The following is a 17,121-nucleotide window of genomic DNA, read 5'->3' as shown; positions in this document are numbered from 1 at the left end:
GTAAACCGTTAAATGGATGCGTTTACTTTCACCCTGTCGAGCCGATACGAACAGTCGTCCAGACGGCTAACGTCGAGGTCCGCACGCCGCCGCTTCATCACCAAATTCAGGACGAAAAAAAACCGGCACCACGTGCCGGTTTTAGGTGCGAAAAGCGCTTTCAGACGACCGTCACGCCAACGCTTTCTCGACGATCTCGCGCACGTCGCGCGATTTCACCTGCGATGCCACTTTCTCCAGTGCCGTGCGCATGCCCTCACGCAGCGCTGGCGTAAAGCGGCGCCACAGCTCCAGCGAGCGGGCGAGGCGCGCGGCCACTTGCGGATTGATGGCGTCGAGCGCGATCACCTGGTCGGCCCAGTACGCATAGCCCGAGCCATCTTCGGCGTGGAACTGGGCGGGGTTCGCCGCACAGAAGCTGAAAATCAGCGAGCGTGCGCGGTTCGGGTTCTTCAGGTTGAACGCCGGGTGAGCCATCAGCTTGCGCACGGTCTCGATCACCGGACGCTGCGCGTTGCCGCGTTGCGTGGCCTGCAAGGCGAACCACTTGTCGATCACGAGCGGTTCCTTTTCGAAGCGCCGGTAGAAGTCGTCCAGTGCCTGCTGCGCCTCAACGCTGCCGCCATTCGCCGCTGCTGCATTGAGCAATGCCGAGAGCGCCGCCGCGCGGTCGGTCATGTTGTTGGCGGTGTCGTATTGCGCGGAGGCGAGACGCACGGCTTCAGCCGGATCGTCCAGTTCCGCGAGATACGACAAGGCAAGATTCTTCAACGCACGATGACCGGATGCCTCCGGTGTGGCTTCATAGGCGCCCGGTGTACGGTGCTTGTCGTACACGGCGAGCCAGTCCTTCCCGAGCGCATTCGCGAGGCGCTTGCGTACGAATTGCCGCGCAGCGTGCACGGCAGCCGGATTCGATTCGGCCATCTGTTCAGCCAGATACGCTTCCGACGGCAGCATCAACGCCAGTTCGCGGAAAGAGGGCGAGAGCGTTTCGTCGGTCAGCACGCGGGCGAACGCGGCGACGACCGAGTCGTCGAGCTGCAGCGGCACGCCGGTGGCGGCGCGCCCGGCGAGCGTTAGCAACTCGCGTGTGGCGAGCCGTTGGCCGGCTTCCCAGCGGTTGAACGGATCGCTGTCATGCGCGAGAAGGAACGCGAGCTGGTCGGCTGAATAGTCGTATTCGACGATCACCGGCGCCGAGAAATTGCGCAGCAACGAGGGCAGCGGTTCCTGCGCGACGTTGACGAACGTGAAGGTCTGTTCGGTCTGCGCGAATTCCAGCACGCGCGTGGTGGAGTCCGAAGCCCTGGTTTCACCCTCCAGTTGCAACGGCAGGTCGCGGCCGTCGTTGCCGATCAAACCGATTGCGAACGGAATCAGCAACGGGCCCTTTTGCGTTTCGCGCGCGGCCGGTGCGGCCTCGCCGTAGCCTTGCGTGAGCCTCACGCTGTAGCGCTGTTGCGCTGCGTCGTACTTCGTGCGTACCGAGACGCGCGGCGTGCCGGCCTGGCTATACCACCGCTCGAATTGCGCGAGATCGCGGCCGTTCGCATCGGCGAGCGCGTGACGGAAATCGTCGCAAGTCACCGCCTGGCCGTCATGACGCTTGAAGTACAGGTCCATGCCCTTGCGGAAGCCGTCGCGGCCGAACAGCGTCTGATACATCCGCACGACTTCGGAGCCCTTTTCGTAGACCGTCATCGTGTAAAAGTTGTTGATCTCCACGTAGCTTTCCGGGCGCACCGGGTGCGCCATCGGGCCGGCGTCTTCGGCGAACTGCATCTGGCGCAGCACGCGCACGTCTTCAATGCGTTTGGTGGCGCGCGCGGCTTCGTCTGTCGCGCCCCCCGCCATGTCGGCGGAGAATTCCTGATCGCGGAACACCGTCAGGCCTTCTTTCAGGCTTAGCTGGAACCAGTCGCGGCAGGTCACGCGGTTGCCGGTCCAGTTGTGGAAGTACTCATGGCCGACCACCGCCTCGATGTTCGCGAAGTCGGTGTCCGTTGCCGTTTCGGGGTTCGCCAGCACGTACTTCGTGTTGAAGATGTTGAGCCCCTTGTTCTCCATCGCGCCCATGTTGAAGTCGCTCACCGCGACGATCATGAAGCGGTCCAGATCGAGTTCCAGCCCGAAACGCCCCTCGTCCCAGCGGATCGAATTGATCAGCGAATCCATTGCGTGACGGGTCTTGTCCAGATCGTGCGGTTCGACCCATACCTGCAGCAGCTTTTCCTTGCCCGAGCCGCTCTTCACGCGCTCTTCGAGCGCGACCAGCTTGCCCGCGACCAGAGCGAACAGATAGCTCGGCTTCCTGAACGGATCTTCCCAGCGGGCGAAATGGCGGCCGTCCGGCAGATCGCCTGCTTCGAGCAGATTGCCGTTCGACAGCAGCACCGGATAGTCGGTCTTGCTGGCGCGCAGTGTGACCGTGTAGGTCGCCATCACGTCGGGGCGGTCGAGGAAATAAGTGATGCGGCGAAAGCCCTCGGCCTCGCACTGCGTGAAGAAGTTGCCGCCCGACACATACAGGCCGGACAGCGTGGTGTTCTCCGCTGGATTGCAGTTGCTGGTGAGCGTGAGTTCGAAGTTATCCGGCACGTTGTCGAGCGTGAGGCCGTGTTCGTGCGCATGCGCGTTGGCGAACGGGGCGCCGTCGACTGTGGCGCCGACGAACTCGAGTTGTTCGCCCATCAGCTCAAGATTTGCGGCGTGGGACGCGTCCGGGTTGCGGCGCACGCGCATCGTGTTCCTGACGACGGTGCGATCGGGGACCAGATCGAACTCCAGAGCGACGGTGTCGATCAGGAAGGCGGGCTGCGCGTAGTCGGCGCGGCGGATCACATTGGGCGTTGCGGTATCGGCCATGGCGTTCTGTGGTGATGGGACTCGAGCCGTCACGCGTGCTTATGGCGCGCGAGCCGGGCTTGTCGAGCCATTGTACAAAGGCTCGGCGGTTCGTGCGGGCCGAACTTTTTACCGAATCGCCTGGTCAGCGTATTATCGGGGCCGCTTTGCGCGGCGAAGCGTGCGCACGAACCAACCCGCTCAAGAATGGCGACAACAGGCATCACGAGGTAGACCATGAAATTCGATCGTTGGGTACGCCGTGCCGCGCTCCTGTTGGGCGCGCTGACGGTGCTGCTGTCCGGTTGCACGAGCTACGTGACCACTCAGGTCACGGCGTTCTCCGACTGGAGCGGCAATGATGCCACCCGTACGTATGCCTTTACGCGGGCGGCGGATCAGCAAAACAATCTCGAACTCAGCACCTACGAGCGTGTCGTCGCCAACGAACTTGCCACGCACGCATTCCGTCAGGTCGACGCTTCAGCGGCGCGCTATCTGGTCGGGCTGTCGTACGGCGTGCGCTCGGATATGGTGACGGTCGCGCAGCCGGTGTATTACAACCCCTGGCCGTCGCCGTACTGGGGCCGGCCGTTCGATCCGTGGGGCCCGTGGGGTCCATATCCGACAGCGTATGTGAACCAGAGCTACCCGATCTTCACGCACCTGCTCGGCGTGCGGATCACCGAGCGCGCCAGTGGCAAAGAGGTCTATAACGTGACGGCGCGCAACTCGGACGAAGAATCGTCGCTGGTGAGGGCCATGCCTTATCTGGCGCGCAGCGCGCTGGCTGACTTCCCGCTCGGCAACGGCGTGGTCCATACCGTGAAGATTCCGCTCGACAAGAACGGCGGGATCTCGAACGAAGTCGCTACGACGGGTGCCGCGCCTTCGGCTGCGCCGGCCACAGCATCGGGCGCGAAGGTCGTGCAGTAAGCGGCACGGGCGACGGCGTGCCCGGTTTGGGTCGGAAGCCGGTGGTGTAAGTCGCGCGTGAGATTCAGGCGTGGCGCATGATCGGCTGATAGGGTCAGAAGCAGTAAAGTGTTCCGAAACGAAACACTCGTCTGGGAAGTTAATTGAAAGTATTTGTGTGTGTTGGTGGATGCCGTTAGCGTCCAGCCGGCCCGCGAAGCTCGCTGGCAGTGGCTTTGCGGGCCGGTCACAGGCTGTGCAAGGGCCGCCAGGTCTGCATTTTGACGCTTTCCAGTCAGCCGCCGCACCAGCGATACGGATACAGATAGATACGTCTTTTGTGGCTGATTTAATCCAGAATATTCAGTATTATTCCGGCGGCCACAGGGAGTCTGGGTCAATCCATCAGACTAATTGGCAAGGGCGCCTGAATAAACGGGGCCAGTGCCTGTAAATCGCTGAACCCTAATAAGAACATTGGATTGACCCCGGCTGGAGATTGTCGTTCCGCGCGGCGAGCATACGCTGTGACGGCTGCGTATTCCGTCAGGCGCCCTCAGCCTCTCCTCGCTTCTACGCGCGAACACCGATATGCCCGATCTGCACTGGACCATTCCGGTCGCTCGCTGGTCTAGCTGGCCTGCTGCCGCATCTGCCGCACCCGATATTGGCTTTATCGAGCCGATCGTGCGGCGTCGCCTGAGCACGCTGTCCAAAGTCGCCCTGAAGGTCGCGCACGATTGCGTGGCGCAAGACGAGGTTCGAGTCGTGTTCGCTTCACGCCACGGTGAGTTGCGGCGCACTACGGACATCCTGCGCACCATCAGCACGGGCGAACCGGTCTCGCCGACCGCCTTCAGCCTGTCGGTGTTGAACGCAATGACTGGCGTGTTCGGCATCGCGCGCGGCGATCGTTCTGCTGCCAGCGCGATCTCGGCCGGCGCTGAGACGCTTGGTTACGCGCTGCTGGAAGCGTACGCGCAATACGCAACTGAGCCGGGTTCGCCAGTGCTGCTGGTGTATGCAGACGAGCCGGCCGATCCGGCGTACGGCACGATTGAAGACGAAGTGCAGGGCGGCGCGATCGCGATCCTGCTGAACGGCGAAGCGGCAGCGGGGCAGTTGGTCTGCACCTTGTTCGGCGCGGGTGAGCGGGAGGCAGCGGAGGCCGCGCAACAGGCAAGCCACGCAGGTGAAGCAAGTGAGGCAAACGCGGCAAACGTGGCAAACGCGGCCAGCGAGTCAAGCGCGGACGAACCTTTCGCGACCCAGAGCCAGGCGCTGCTGCACTGTCTGGAAACGGGCAGGCCTGCTGTCTGGCAAGGCGCCGGCGCCGCCTGGCATTGGAGGTGGCATGAGCGCGCGGCTTGATTACCTTTGGCGGTTCTGCGCGACGGGCATGGCCTTCGTGGTGTTCGGCATCTGCGGTGTGCTGTTTTCGGTACTGGTGTTCCCACTCGCGTGGCTATGGCCGCATCGGGCGTCGCGCCAGCGCGTGGTGACGACCGTGATCCACTGGTTCTTCCGGGTGCTGGTCGCGATATTGCGGCGCATCGGCGTGATGGAGCTCGAGGTGTCGGGCGCACAGGCATTGCGCACCGGCGGCCCGGCGATCGTGGTCGCCAATCACCCCACGTACCTGGACGTGATGGTACTGTTGTCGCTCACGCCGCGTGCCTGTTGCGTGGTGAAGAACGCGCACTGGGGCAATCCTTGTTTCTGGGGAATCGTGCGCTCGGCGGAATATGTGAGCAATGCCGATCCCGCCGAACTCGTCGAAGCCGGTGCGCGGCGGCTCGCGGCGGGCTACACGATGATTATTTTTCCCGAAGGCACGCGCAGCCCCGCCCCGAACCGCCTGCACGCGTTTTCACGCGGTTTCGCGCACATGGCATTGAAGGCCGGTGCGCCGATCGTGCCGGTGCTGATGGATTGCGACCCGCCGGCTTTCACCAGGCAGATGCGCTGGTACGACGTGCCGGCGCGCGCTTTCCGGATGCGCGTGAACGTGCTCGAGCCGCTTGGCGTCGAGCAACTCGCGGACCACGACACTTCACCGTCCCTCGCGGCGCGCAGCGTGACCAGCGCCGTCGAAGCACACATTACTCGGCACCTGTTCGATTATGGATTCTTTAAAACTGGAAATTAAACAGCTTCTGATCGAGGCCCTCGACCTGGAAGACCTGAGCCCGGCCGATATCGACGACGACGCACCGTTGTTCGATACCGACGGCATCGGTCTCGACTCGATCGACGCGCTCGAGATCGGCATCGTGCTGCGCAAACAATACCAACTGACCATCGCAGCGAACGACGAACGCACCCGCGAACACTTCCGCTCGATCAGCACGTTGGCCGCGCTGGTCGCGAGTCAACGTGAAACGGCGCGTGCTGCGACCGAAACCACAGAAAAAGGGGACTAATCGTGTCCGAGGCAGAGATTCTTGAACGCATCCGCGCCATCTTCAAAGAGAACTTCGCGATCGAGCCGGAGCGCGTGACACCCGGCGCGCACCTCTTCGAAGACCTCGATCTCGACAGCATCGACGCCGTCGACCTTGCGATCAAACTGCAGGAAATGACCGGCAGCCGCATCAAGCCGGCCGAATTCAAGTCGGTGCGCACGGTCGGCGATGTGATCGGTGCGGTCGAATCCCTGCTGGCGGCACAAGGCTGATGCCAGCTGTGCGCTCGCGAATGCAAGCGGTGGCGAGCCAGCCCGCTGAGGCATCGCTCGGCACTCAGCGCCACTGGGGCAAAACGGTGGTGCAGGTCCTGCTGAAACTCGCGTATCCCGCGTTGATTCTGTGTGCCTGGCGTTGGGACACGCCGCGCTATGTCGGCTGCATGCTGTTTGCGATTTTGTGGCTGCAACGCTGGGCCGGTAGCGGTCCGGTCGCGACCTCGCTGCGCCGGCTCTCCGCGATCGACCGGACCGTGGTCGGCTTGCTGAGCTGCGCCTCGGCGGCGATCGTGTTCACCAACAGCGAACTGCTGTTGCGCCTCTATCCGTCGCTCGTGAATCTGGGGCTGTTGATTGCGTTCGGCGCGACGCTCGTGCGCGGGCCGTCGATGATCGAAAAATTCGCGCGGCTGGGCAATCCGAATCTGCCGCCGGGCGCGGTGCGCCATACGCGGCGCGTGACCCAGGTGTGGTGCGGTTTCTTCGCGCTGAACGGCGCGTTCTCCGCTTATACGGCGCTGTACTGGAGCCGCGCAAGCTGGTCGCTCTATAACGGCGCGATCGCTTATGGGCTGATCGGCGTGCTGCTGGTGGCCGAGGTCATCTGGCGTTATCTGGTAGTGCTGCCGCGAGCCGCGCGTTCGGAGGCCGCATGATTGCGTTGCATGATCTGTTGTCGGCAGGCCATGGGGCCGCGGTCGCGAATGCACCGGTATGCCGCGACGGCGCGACGGTGCTCGACCGCGCTGCGTTTCGCGCGCGCGTCTCGGCGCTGGTCGCACTGATGCAAACGCAAGACGCGCAACGTTTCGCGTTGTGCATCGACGATCCGTTCGATTTCGCCTGCGCATTGTTTGCGTTGTTCGCGTGCGGCAAGGAGCCGGTGATTCCGGCCAACGCGACGCCGGGCTATCTCGCCGATCTCGCAGACGCGTACGACGCCGTGCTGACCGACGCCGACCTGACGCAGGGTGCGCGAAACGCCGATGCCGCCGCCACACACGCGCCAGGCGCCGCGCATACGATCGATCCGCAAGCCCGGTTGACGCTCTACACCTCCGGCAGCAGCGGCACCCCCAAGCCGATCCGCAAGACGCTCGCGCAATTCAATGCCGAAGTGCACACGCTCGAACAGCAGTGGGGCGCTCTGGTCGGCGATGCGACGATGCTCGCGAGCGTGCCGCATCATCACATCTACGGTTTGCTGTTTCGCGTGTTGTGGCCGCTTGCCGCGGGCCGCGCGTTCAACCGCGCGATCAGTATCGAGCCTGTGCATTTGCAAACGCAGATCGAGCAATGCGGCGCGACGGTGGTCGTCTCGACGCCCGCGCAATTGTCGCGTTGGCCCGCCTTGCCTGGCTTCGCCGCGTTGACGCCGGCGCCGCGTGCATTCTTTTCTTCAGGCGGCCCGCTCGCCCTGGAAGCCGCGCAGGAATACGCGGCGGCCCACGGCGCGGCGCCGTTCGAAGTTTACGGCAGCACGGAAACTGGCGGCATCGCCTGGCGTCGTCAGGACCAGACCGATGCCTGGCAACCGATGACCGGCGTCGAAGTGCGCCGCGACGAAGACGGTGCGCTAAACGTTCGCTCGTCGCATCTCGATCACGCCGGCTGGCATCGCACGGACGACAAAATCGCGTTCGACGCCGATGGCCGCTTCCGTCTGCAAGGCCGGCTCGATCGCGTGCTCAAGCTGGACGGCAAGCGCGTGTCGCTGCCGGAACTCGAAGCGCGTCTCGCGCTGCATCCGTATGTTGCGCAAGCGGCGATCGTGCCGCTGGAAGGCGCCTCGCGCGAGCGTGTCGGCGCCGTGGTGGCGCTGACCGAGGCCGGCAGCGAGGCATTGCGCGCCGAAGGCCGCGTGCTGCTTGCGCAAACCCTGCGCCGGCATCTCGCTGCCTATTTCGATGTGGTGGTGCTGCCGCGTCATTGGCGTTTTCGCCTCACGTTGCCGTTCGACGCGCGCGGCAAACTGCCGGTGGCCGCGGTCGCGGCGGCTTTCGAGCCGCGCGCGGACGGTGTGGAAGTGCTTGCCGAAGCCCGCAGTGCCGACACCTTGCACTACGAACTGCGCGTGCCGCCGACGCTCGTGCATTTCGCCGGCCACTTCCCCGGTCTGCCGATTCTGCCGGGCGTCGTCCAGGTGCACTGGGCCATGCATCTGGCCGCCGAGCACGTGCCCGCTGTGCGCACGCTGGCATCGATCGACCGGCTCAAGTTCATGGCGCCGGTGTCACCGGGCGCGGTGCTGAATCTTACGCTCGCACACGACGCAGCGCGTGGACGCGTGCGGTTCACGTACCGGCTGAGCGGGCGCGAATGCGCATCCGGCGTGATCGTGTATCGGGAGCCTGCCTGATGAAATTCGCTCCGTGCATTGTGATTCCGATTTACAACCACAAGGACGCGATCGGCGCGACCGTTGCCCGCCTCGCGGTGCACGGCTTGCCGATCTGTGTTGTCGACGACGGCAGCGATGAGGCCACCCAGCAGGTCCTCACCGCGCTCGCGCAACAGTATGCGGGGCAGCTCACGCTGCTACGCTTGCCGGTCAATGGCGGCAAGGGCGCAGCCGTGATGACGGGGCTGCGCGCCGCGCGCGCTGCGGGTTACACGCACGCTTTGCAGATCGACGCCGACGGCCAGCACGACGCGGCCGATGTGCCGCGTTTCATCGAAGCGGCGCGAGCCGAACCGGGCGCGGTGATCCTGGGCCGCCCGGTCTACGACGAGAGCGTGCCGAAATCGCGCCTGTACGGCCGTTATCTGACGCACGTATGGGTGTGGATCGAAACGCTCTCGCTGACGATTCGCGATTCGATGTGCGGCTTTCGCCTCTATCCGCTAGCGCTGGCCTGCGAGCTGATCGACAGCGTGCAACTGCCGACGCGCATGGACTTCGACATTGAAATTCTGGTGCGCCTCTACTGGCGGCGCGCGGCGTTCCACTCGATTCCGACGCGCGTCACGTACGCAACCGATGGCGTCTCGCATTTCGACGTGCTGTGGGACAACGTGCGCATCAGCCGCAGCCACACGCGGCTCGTGTTCGGCATGTTGTGGCGTCTGCCGATGCTGCTCGCGCACAAAGTGATGCCACGCCGCCCGGCCATTGCAAACGAACCGGGCAAGCAGGACGAACCGGGCAAGCAAGCCGAACCGGGCAAGCAAGCCGAACAGGGCGAACAAGCCGAACCCGGCAAGCAGGACGAGCCGGGCGAACAGAGCCCGCAGGACTGGTGGCGGATCGCCGAACGCGGCAGCCATTTGGGCATGTCGTTGCTCGCGCTCAGTTGCAAGCTGTTCGGCCGGCGGTTTACCGCGCTCTGGCTGCATCCGATCGTCGCGTATTTTCTGCTGACGGGCCGCGCCGCCCGCGAGGCGTCGAGCAACTACTTCACGCGTCTCGGGCAAGCCGCGCCGCATGGCGATACGCCGCGTCCGGGTTGGCTGTCCGCGTATCGACACATGCTGGCGTTTGCGCAATCGGGCTTCGACAAGCTCGCGGCATGGTCCGGCCGGGTCAACAACACTGAGGTCAAATTCGAAGATCCAGCCGCATTCGAAGCCTTGGTGGCGAGCGGCAAGGGTGCGCTCGTGATCGGCGCGCATCTGGGCAATCTGGAAATGACCCGTGCGCTCGCCACGCAAGGCGCCTACGCGAAAGTCACCGCCGTGGTCTACACCGAACACGCGCGGCGCTTCAATAGCGTGCTGGCGTCGGCGAATAGCCAGTTCGCGCGGCATCTGCTCGAAGTCAGCGACTTCGGTCCCGAGACCGCCATGTTGATGCAGGAGCGCGTCGACGCGGGCGAACTGCTGGTGATCGTCGGCGACCGCGTGCCGGCGCGCGAAGCGGGCCGCACGACCGAAGCGCAATTTCTCGGCTCGGCCGCCCCGTTTGCGCAAGGCCCCTACGTGCTCGCGCATGCGTTGGGCTGCCCCGTCTATCTGTTCTTCTGCCTGAAAGAGCACGACGGCTACCGTCTGTATTTCGAACCGTTCGCCGAACGCATCGAGTTGCCGCGCCGCGAACGCGCGCAGCATCTTGCCGCGTGGGCGCAGCGTTACGCGGCGCGCCTCGAACACTATTGCCGCAAGGCACCTTATCAATGGTTCAATTTCTTCGATTTCTGGGCCAGCCCCAAGCGAGGCACACATGGCCGAACATGATCTGATCGAGACGCTGAACGTCAGCGCAAGTGAGAACACCCGCGCGAACGCCGCGGCGGTGACGATCGGCGGGCGCAAGCTGACGATCGAAGAGGTCGTTGGGATCGCCCACCATCGCGCGCCGGTTGCGTTGAGCGCCGATCCGGCGTGGCGCGCGCGCATCCAGCGCGGCGCGGATTTTCTGCGCCGGCATCTGGCGGCGGGCGCGACCGTGTACGGCGTCAACACCGGTTATGGCGATGCGTGCGTGGTCGACGTGCCGATGGAGCTCGTCGAAGCCTTGCCGTTGCAACTGACGCGCTACCACGGCTGCGGGATGGGCCAGTATCTCGACGACGCGCAAACGCTCGCGGTGATCGCCGCGCGGCTGAACTCGCTGGCCTACGGTTTTTCCGGCGTGCGCCCCGTGTTGCTCGAGCGTCTCGCCGATCTGATCAATCATCGCGTGTTGCCGCGCATTCCGTCGGAAGGTTCGGTCGGTGCAAGCGGCGATCTGACGCCGCTTTCGTATGTGGCCGCCGCGCTTGCCGGCGAACGCGATGTGATGTTCGAAGGCACCCTGCGCAATGTGCGCGAGGTATGGACCGAACTCGGTCACACGCCATTGACGCTCGCGCCGAAAGAAGGCCTCGCGTTGATGAACGGCACCGCGGTGATGACGGGCCTCGCCTGTCTCGCGTTTGCGCGTGCCGATCATCTGACGCGCCTCACCGCACGTCTCACGGCGCTCTCCACCATCGCACTCGACGGCCGCGCCGCGCATTTTGACGCAACCCTGTTCGAAGTGAAGCCGCACGCAGGGCAGGCCGAAGCCGCGGCATGGATTCGCGACGATCTGACCGGGCGCGACGATACGCCGGGGCATCGTCTGCAAGACCGCTATTCGATTCGCTGTGCGCCACATGTGATCGGCGTCGCGCGCGATGCCTTGTCGTGGGTGCGCCGCGATGTCGAGAACGAACTGAACAGCGCGAACGACAACCCGTTGATCGATCCCGACAACGAGCGCGTACTGCACGGCGGCAACTTCTACGGCGGCCATATCGCGTTCGCGATGGACTCGCTGAAGGTCGCGGTCGCCAATCTCGCCGATCTGATGGACCGGCAGCTTGCACTCCTGGTCGACGTGAATTTCAACAACGGCTTGCCGCGCAATCTGTCCGGTGCGGCCCCCGCGCGTGCCGCGATCAATCATGGGTTCAAGGCGGTGCAGATTTCGTCGTCCGCATGGACGGCCGAAGCGTTGAAAAACACGATGCCCGCAAGCGTCTTCTCACGTTCGACCGAGGCGCACAATCAGGACAAGGTCAGCATGGGCACGATCGCCGCGCGCGACTGTTTGCGTGTGCTGGAATTGACGGAGCAGGTCGCCGCCGCGCATACGCTCGCGACGGTGCAAGCCGCCCGGTTGCGTTTGAAGATCGACAGCGCCACGCCGGTTCCCGCGCCGCTGCAAGCCTTCATCGACAGCGTGACGGCGCAGTCGCCCTTCGTCGACGAAGACCGCGCGCTGGAAAGCGACCTGCGCGCACTGACCGCGCGCATCGCCGCGTGCGATTTGCTGAAGGACTATCGCGGAGGCTCGCACGCATGACCGCCTCCCCTAAAGTGCTGACAGCCAGCGCGATGGTCGAAGTGCCGTTTCACGACGTCGACGCGATGAACGTGTGTTGGCACGGCCACTATCTGAAGTACTTCGAGATCGGCCGCGCGGCGCTCTTACGCACCTTCGACTACGACTACCGCGAGATGCAGGCCTCGGGCTACCTGTGGCCGATCGTCGAGGCGCATCTGAAGTATGTGCGCCCGGCCACCTATGGCCAGGCGATCGAAGTGCGCACGCAACTGCTCGAACACGAGAACCGCCTGAAAATAGGCTATGAAATTGTCGATTGCGCGTCCGGTACGCGGCTGACGAAGGGCTACACGATCCAGGTCGCGGTGGATGCCGCGACGCAGGAATTGCAGTTCGTGTCGCCGCCGGTCGTATTCGAAAAGCTGGAGCGCGTATGGGGACGATGAGCCTGCGCGCTGTGGCCGCGGGCGCGTGGCTCGCGCTAGGCACCCTGAGCGCATTGGGCTTGGCAGCATGGCCGACGCTGGCGTCCGCGGCAGAAGAAGCGCAGGCCGCGGGCAACCCGGCCCTGGTCTCGCAAATCGCCTCCCATCTCGCACAAGCCAAGGGAGTGCGCGCGCAATTCACGCAGACGCAGACGCTCGCCGCGATGAAGCAGCCGCTCGTCAGCACCGGTTCGCTGCTGTTCTTCCGCGATCGTGGCGTGATCTGGCAGATCGACACGCCGTACAAAGCCACCTACGTGATCACCGACGCGGGCGTCGCCGAAGTCGACGCCAACGGCCAGCGCATCGCGGCGCACAGTGCCCAAGGTACGCGCGGCGTCGCACAGGTCTCGAAGATGATGCGTGCGATGCTCGGCGGCGATCTGTCGGCGCTGTATTCGCAATTCGACGTGCAGGCCGAAGGCAGCGCCGCGCAGTGGCGCATGCAACTTACGCCGAACCAGCCGCAGATCGCGCAGTCGATCAAAGGCTTGCAGATGAATGGCGGCGACTATCTGCGAAGCCTGCGCATCACGCTCGCGAACGGCGACGTCACGACGCTCGACTTTGCAAAAAGCGTGGCGGTGACCGAACCGACGCCCGCTGAGCGCAGCTTGCTCGGAGCGCCGTGATGCGGGTGCTGCAACAGCCGTCCGCGAAACAGCCATGGGGCATGCGCGCCGCGTGGCTGCTGCTCGCGCTCGCCGCGGCGCTGTATTGCGGCTGGCGTTTCGCGGGACCTTCGCCGTTGCAGACCAATCTGCTGGCGTTGCTGCCTGCCACCGAAGCGGATCCGGTTGCTGAAAAGGCGGTCGATACGCTGGCGGGCGCGCTGGGCGACCGCACCGTTTTTCTGGTCACCAGCAACGATGACGCGCACGCGAAAGCGGCCGCGAAACAGCTCGGCGCGGCATTGCAGAAGAGCGGGGCGTTTGGCTCGGTGACGGCGGAATTGCCGCCGTTCGATCTGTCGCAGATCGCAGCGTTGTACATGCCCTATCGCTTCGGTTTGCTGGCGCCTGCTGACCGCATGGCTCTCGCGCAGAACAGCGCTTCAAGCGCGACATTGCACGACACCCCGCAGGAAGTCCCCCGCCCCGAAGGAAGTCCCCTTGGGGGACTGGGGGACGCGCTCGCGCAGCGCATCTACAGCCCATTACGCGGCGGTTTGACCACGCCGCTCGCCGACGATCCGTTCGGCTGGCTCGAACACTGGCTCGGCGGTTTGCCGCTCGCCACGTCGAATCTCGAACTCGAAGACAACATGCTGGTGTCGCATCGCGGCGCCACAACCAGCGTACTGATCGTCGCCACGCTGCCGGGCTCGGCCTACGAATCGAAGACGCAGCACACCGTGCTCGCCGCGCTCGCACAAGGCGAAAGCGCCTTGAAGCAGGCGTTTCCCGACGTGTCGGTGGCGAGAACCGGCGCGGTGTTTTACGCGGAATCGGCACGCAGCGCCTCGGAACACGAAGTGCACCTGATCGGCGTTGCGTCCCTGTGCGGGATTGCGCTGTTGATGATGTGGGTGTTCCGCTCGCCGAGGTTGTTGCTACTCGGCTTCGTTTCGACGGCGCTCGGCATCGTTTGCGCGCTCGCGGTGACGATGCTGATGTTCGGCCAATTGCATCTGTTGACGCTGGTGTTCGGCGCGAGCCTGATCGGCGAAGCGGTCGATTATTCGATCCAGTATTTTGTGGTCTATCTTGGCGCGGGGCGCGATTGGGATTCGCGCCGCGGTGCGCATGCGGTACGTCCGGCCTTGACGGTTGCGCTTGCCACCAGCCTGCTCGGCTACGCGATCCTCACGTGGGTGCCGTTTCCCGCGCTCAAACAGATCGCATGCTTTGCGATGGCGGGCATCGTCACGGCGTTTGCGTCCGTACTGTGGTTGTTGCCCGCGCTGCTCACGCGCCCGCCGAGGCGCAGTCCGCAGCGGGTGTTCGCCGGGGCGGCGCGTGTCCTGACGGTCTGGCATCGCACGATTGGCGGCAAGCGCGCGTGGTTCGTCGCGGCGCTGTTGCTGATCGTGGCGATTCCCGGCTGGCTGCGTCTGACCAGCGACGACGATATCCATCTGCTGATCCAGCGTGATCCTTCGCTGGTCGCACAGGAAGACAAGGTGCGCGCGGCGGTCGGCGTCGATAACAGTGCGCAGTTTTTTGTGGTGCGCGGGGAGACGCCGGAGATCGTGCTGGAACGCGCCGAAGCGCTGGGCGCGAAGCTCGACGGCTTGAACGGCACGGCGAACAAGGTTGGCGACTATCAGTCAGTGGCGCAGTTCGTGCCGTCCGCGAAACAGCAAGACGAAGACCGCGCATTGCTCGCGCAGCATGTTTTCAACGACCCCGCAGCATTGCGCGCCACGCTGCTGCAAGCAGGTTTTAAAGACGAAGTTGCCGATGCCTGGCTCGCCGCGTATGCGAAACCGCAGCCGCCGCTCACGGTCGACACGTGGCTCGCCACGCCGTGGTCGCAGCCCTACAAACATCTGTGGCTGGGTGCTGTCGATTCGACCGCCAAAGCGTACGCAGCGGTCGTGATTCCACAAGGCGTGACGCCGCAGAACGAACCCGCGCTGATCGCTACTGCGCAAGCGCTGCCGGGCGTCGTCTTCGTCGATAAAGCGGCGAGCGTATCGAAGTTATTCGGTGCGTACCGCGTGGATAGCGGCTGGTGGCTCGGCGGTGCGCTTGCACTCGTGCTCGTCCTGCTGATGCTGCGCTACGCCCCGAAGGAAGTCCTGCGCCTCGAAGGAAGTCCCCTTGGGGAATTGGGGGATGCCTCGCAGAAAGTCTCCGGCCCCGAAGGAAGTCCCCTGCCCCGAAGGAAGTCCCCGCGGGGGATTGGGGGATCGGGAGACGCCCGGCAGAAAGATTCCTTGGCGGACCACGTGCACGGCGGCATCGCCGTCACGCTGCCAGTGTTGCTCGCGGTCGGCGTCACGCTCGCGGTGTTCGGCTACGCCCACGTGCCACTCAATCTTTTCAACTGGCTTGCGCTGATGCTCGTGCTTGGCGTTGGCGCAAACTATGCGGTGTTTCTGCGCGAAGGCTGCTTGCGCGCAGACGCTGATCTAGGCGCGGTGTGGACCGGCGTGCTGCTCTCCGCGGCCACCACGCTGCTGTCGTTCGGCATGCTCGGCATGAGTGCGATGCCCGCGCTGAAGAGCTTCGGCGCCACGCTCGCGCTCGGCATTGCGGTATCGGTGCTGCTCGCGCCGATCGGCATGCCATCGGAATCAAGGAGGGCCGCATGAAGGCGCCATCAGTTTATTTGCACGCGCTCGGCATGATCAATGCGCTCGGCGGCGACCTCGATGCAATCGTCCCGGCGCTTGCCGCCGCGCGCGCACCCGGTATGGCGAATGCCCATACAGGCATTGGCGAAGCGTTTGTCGGCAGCGTGCTCGCGCCTCTCGATCTGGCGCCGCCGGCCGCACTCACGCGTTACGACTGCCGTAATAACCGCTTGTTGCTGGCCGCGCTGGCGCAAATCGCACCCGCGATCGAGGCGGCACGCGAGCGTTACGGCGCGCATCGGCTTGGCGTGGTGCTTGGCACCAGCACGTCGGGTGTCGAAGCGGCCGAAGCCGCATTCGTCTATCAGGCGCAAGCGGGCAACCTGCCAATCAACTTTAATTACCGGCAGATGGAGATTGGCACCGCCGCGCCGTTTGCCGCTGCCGCGCTCGGCGTGCAGGGCCCGGCGTTTACGATCTCGACCGCTTGCACCTCGAGCGCGAAGGCTTTTGCGTCGGCGCGCCGGCTGCTGCAATTACGGCTTTGCGATGCGGTCGTGGTGGGGGGCGTCGATTCGCTATGCGAGCTGACGGTGCAGGGTTTCGCCTCGCTCGAATCGACCAGCGGCGTACGCGCCAATCCGATGAGCCGCAATCGTTGCGGGATCAACGTCGGCGAAGGCGCCGCCGTGTTCCTGATGAGCCGCGACGAAGCGGAAGTGCGGCTCGCGGGCGTCGGCGAATCGAGCGACGCGCATCACATTTCCTCGCCCGACCCGCTAGGTGTGGGCGGTGAACTCGCATTGCACGCAGCGCTGGCCGATGCGGGCGTTGCCTCGTCGGCGATCGGCTATGTGAATCTGCATGCCACCGCCACGCGCAAGAACGACGAGATGGAAGCGAAGCTGATGGCGCGTGTCTTTCCCGACGGTGTGGCGACGAGCGGCACCAAACCGCTAACGGGTCACCAGCTCGGCGCAGCGGGCGCAACCGAACTCGCCTTCGCGTGGCTGACGCTGGCACGCGACAAGGTGCCGCTGCCGCGTCATCTGTGGGACGGCGCTGCCGATCCCGCTTTGCCGGCGCTGGATCTGGTCGAAACCGAACGCTTTCTGCCGCGCGGCGCTGGGCCGCACTATGTGATGAGCAATTCGTTTGCGTTCGGCGGCAGCAATGTCAGCCTGATCCTTGGACGGTGACA

14 protein-coding genes are annotated in these 17,121 nt (G+C 64.6%); 13 read left to right on the top strand and 1 reads right to left on the bottom strand.

The genetic code is table 11. The features are described from left to right. Positions 1-171 precede the first annotated feature (171 nt). On the bottom strand, positions 172-2,868 hold the full coding sequence (gene pepN, locus AYM40_RS15435; protein ID WP_063496970.1) for an aminopeptidase N: 2,697 nt from the start codon (positions 2,866-2,868) through the stop codon (positions 172-174). Between the two features lie 216 nt (positions 2,869-3,084). On the opposite strand from pepN, the gene AYM40_RS15430 reads away from it, so the two are divergent. The 13 genes from AYM40_RS15430 to AYM40_RS15370 all read left to right on the top strand — a co-directional run bounded on the left by AYM40_RS15430 (position 3,085) and on the right by AYM40_RS15370 (position 17,119). Further along, entirely contained in the window at positions 3,085-3,783 is a 699-nt protein-coding gene (locus AYM40_RS15430) for a DUF4136 domain-containing protein (RefSeq protein WP_063496969.1), read from the top strand. 570 nt (positions 3,784-4,353) lie between these two features. Further along, complete coding sequence (locus AYM40_RS15425) at positions 4,354-5,133, top strand: beta-ketoacyl synthase chain length factor (RefSeq protein WP_063496968.1); 780 nt, start codon at positions 4,354-4,356, stop codon at positions 5,131-5,133. Next, positions 5,117-5,911 carry a lysophospholipid acyltransferase family protein gene (locus AYM40_RS15420; protein ID WP_063496967.1) on the top strand — a complete coding sequence of 265 codons (795 nt, stop codon included), beginning with the start codon at positions 5,117-5,119 and terminating at the stop codon, positions 5,909-5,911. The genes AYM40_RS15425 and AYM40_RS15420 overlap by 17 nt, the downstream gene beginning before the upstream one ends. Next, positions 5,886-6,185 (top strand): phosphopantetheine-binding protein, encoded by a 300-nt coding sequence (locus AYM40_RS15415; protein ID WP_063496966.1) that lies wholly within the window; start codon positions 5,886-5,888, stop codon positions 6,183-6,185. Before AYM40_RS15420 ends, AYM40_RS15415 begins: the two co-directional genes overlap by 26 nt. Positions 6,186-6,187: 2 nt before the next feature. Beyond that, positions 6,188-6,439: an acyl carrier protein gene (locus AYM40_RS15410; protein WP_063496965.1), complete on the top strand. Its 252-nt coding sequence runs from the start codon at positions 6,188-6,190 to the stop codon at positions 6,437-6,439. Next, positions 6,439-7,101, top strand: a complete 663-nt coding sequence (locus AYM40_RS15405; RefSeq protein WP_063496964.1) for a hypothetical protein — start codon at positions 6,439-6,441, stop codon at positions 7,099-7,101. The genes AYM40_RS15410 and AYM40_RS15405 overlap by 1 nt, the downstream gene beginning before the upstream one ends. Beyond that, positions 7,098-8,804: an AMP-binding protein gene (locus AYM40_RS15400; protein ID WP_063496963.1), complete on the top strand. Its 1,707-nt coding sequence runs from the start codon at positions 7,098-7,100 to the stop codon at positions 8,802-8,804. Before AYM40_RS15405 ends, AYM40_RS15400 begins: the two co-directional genes overlap by 4 nt. Then, positions 8,804-10,618, top strand: a complete 1,815-nt coding sequence (locus AYM40_RS15395) for a glycosyltransferase family 2 protein (RefSeq protein ID WP_063496962.1) — start codon at positions 8,804-8,806, stop codon at positions 10,616-10,618. The genes AYM40_RS15400 and AYM40_RS15395 overlap by 1 nt, the downstream gene beginning before the upstream one ends. Next, entirely contained in the window at positions 10,605-12,212 is a 1,608-nt protein-coding gene (locus AYM40_RS15390; protein WP_063496961.1) for an HAL/PAL/TAL family ammonia-lyase, read from the top strand. The genes AYM40_RS15395 and AYM40_RS15390 overlap by 14 nt, the downstream gene beginning before the upstream one ends. Then, positions 12,209-12,640 carry an acyl-CoA thioesterase gene (locus tag AYM40_RS15385; protein WP_063496960.1) on the top strand — a complete coding sequence of 144 codons (432 nt, stop codon included), beginning with the start codon at positions 12,209-12,211 and terminating at the stop codon, positions 12,638-12,640. The genes AYM40_RS15390 and AYM40_RS15385 overlap by 4 nt, the downstream gene beginning before the upstream one ends. Further along, a complete protein-coding gene (locus AYM40_RS15380) occupies positions 12,628-13,311 on the top strand; it encodes a LolA family protein (protein WP_063496959.1) in 684 nt (227 codons plus the stop codon). Before AYM40_RS15385 ends, AYM40_RS15380 begins: the two co-directional genes overlap by 13 nt. Beyond that, complete coding sequence (locus tag AYM40_RS15375; RefSeq protein WP_063496958.1) at positions 13,311-15,938, top strand: MMPL family transporter; 2,628 nt, start codon at positions 13,311-13,313, stop codon at positions 15,936-15,938. The genes AYM40_RS15380 and AYM40_RS15375 overlap by 1 nt, the downstream gene beginning before the upstream one ends. Further along, on the top strand, positions 15,935-17,119 hold the full coding sequence (locus AYM40_RS15370) for a beta-ketoacyl-[acyl-carrier-protein] synthase family protein (protein WP_063496957.1): 1,185 nt from the start codon (positions 15,935-15,937) through the stop codon (positions 17,117-17,119). Before AYM40_RS15375 ends, AYM40_RS15370 begins: the two co-directional genes overlap by 4 nt. Positions 17,120-17,121 lie beyond the last annotated feature (2 nt).

The organism is Paraburkholderia phytofirmans OLGA172 (genome assembly GCF_001634365.1).
GTDB lineage: Bacteria > Pseudomonadota > Gammaproteobacteria > Burkholderiales > Burkholderiaceae > Paraburkholderia.
Note: the sequence above shows the minus strand (reverse complement) of the source record. Positions and strands in the feature narration are given on the sequence as shown.

Excerpts from the sequence above, each read along its gene's own strand:
- pepN (WP_063496970.1), bottom strand. The coding sequence starts at position 2,868 with ATGGCCGATACCGCAACGCCCAATGTGATCCGCCGCGCCGACTACGCG.
- AYM40_RS15430 (WP_063496969.1), top strand. The coding sequence starts at position 3,085 with ATGAAATTCGATCGTTGGGTACGCCGTGCCGCGCTCCTGTTGGGCGCG.
- AYM40_RS15425 (WP_063496968.1), top strand. The coding sequence starts at position 4,354 with ATGCCCGATCTGCACTGGACCATTCCGGTCGCTCGCTGGTCTAGCTGG.
- AYM40_RS15420 (WP_063496967.1), top strand. The coding sequence starts at position 5,117 with ATGAGCGCGCGGCTTGATTACCTTTGGCGGTTCTGCGCGACGGGCATG.
- AYM40_RS15415 (WP_063496966.1), top strand. The coding sequence starts at position 5,886 with ATGGATTCTTTAAAACTGGAAATTAAACAGCTTCTGATCGAGGCCCTC.
- AYM40_RS15405 (WP_063496964.1), top strand. The coding sequence starts at position 6,439 with ATGCCAGCTGTGCGCTCGCGAATGCAAGCGGTGGCGAGCCAGCCCGCT.
- AYM40_RS15400 (WP_063496963.1), top strand. The coding sequence starts at position 7,098 with ATGATTGCGTTGCATGATCTGTTGTCGGCAGGCCATGGGGCCGCGGTC.
- AYM40_RS15395 (WP_063496962.1), top strand. The coding sequence starts at position 8,804 with ATGAAATTCGCTCCGTGCATTGTGATTCCGATTTACAACCACAAGGAC.
- AYM40_RS15390 (WP_063496961.1), top strand. The coding sequence starts at position 10,605 with ATGGCCGAACATGATCTGATCGAGACGCTGAACGTCAGCGCAAGTGAG.
- AYM40_RS15385 (WP_063496960.1), top strand. The coding sequence starts at position 12,209 with ATGACCGCCTCCCCTAAAGTGCTGACAGCCAGCGCGATGGTCGAAGTG.
- AYM40_RS15380 (WP_063496959.1), top strand. The coding sequence starts at position 12,628 with ATGGGGACGATGAGCCTGCGCGCTGTGGCCGCGGGCGCGTGGCTCGCG.
- AYM40_RS15375 (WP_063496958.1), top strand. The coding sequence starts at position 13,311 with ATGCGGGTGCTGCAACAGCCGTCCGCGAAACAGCCATGGGGCATGCGC.
- AYM40_RS15370 (WP_063496957.1), top strand. The coding sequence starts at position 15,935 with ATGAAGGCGCCATCAGTTTATTTGCACGCGCTCGGCATGATCAATGCG.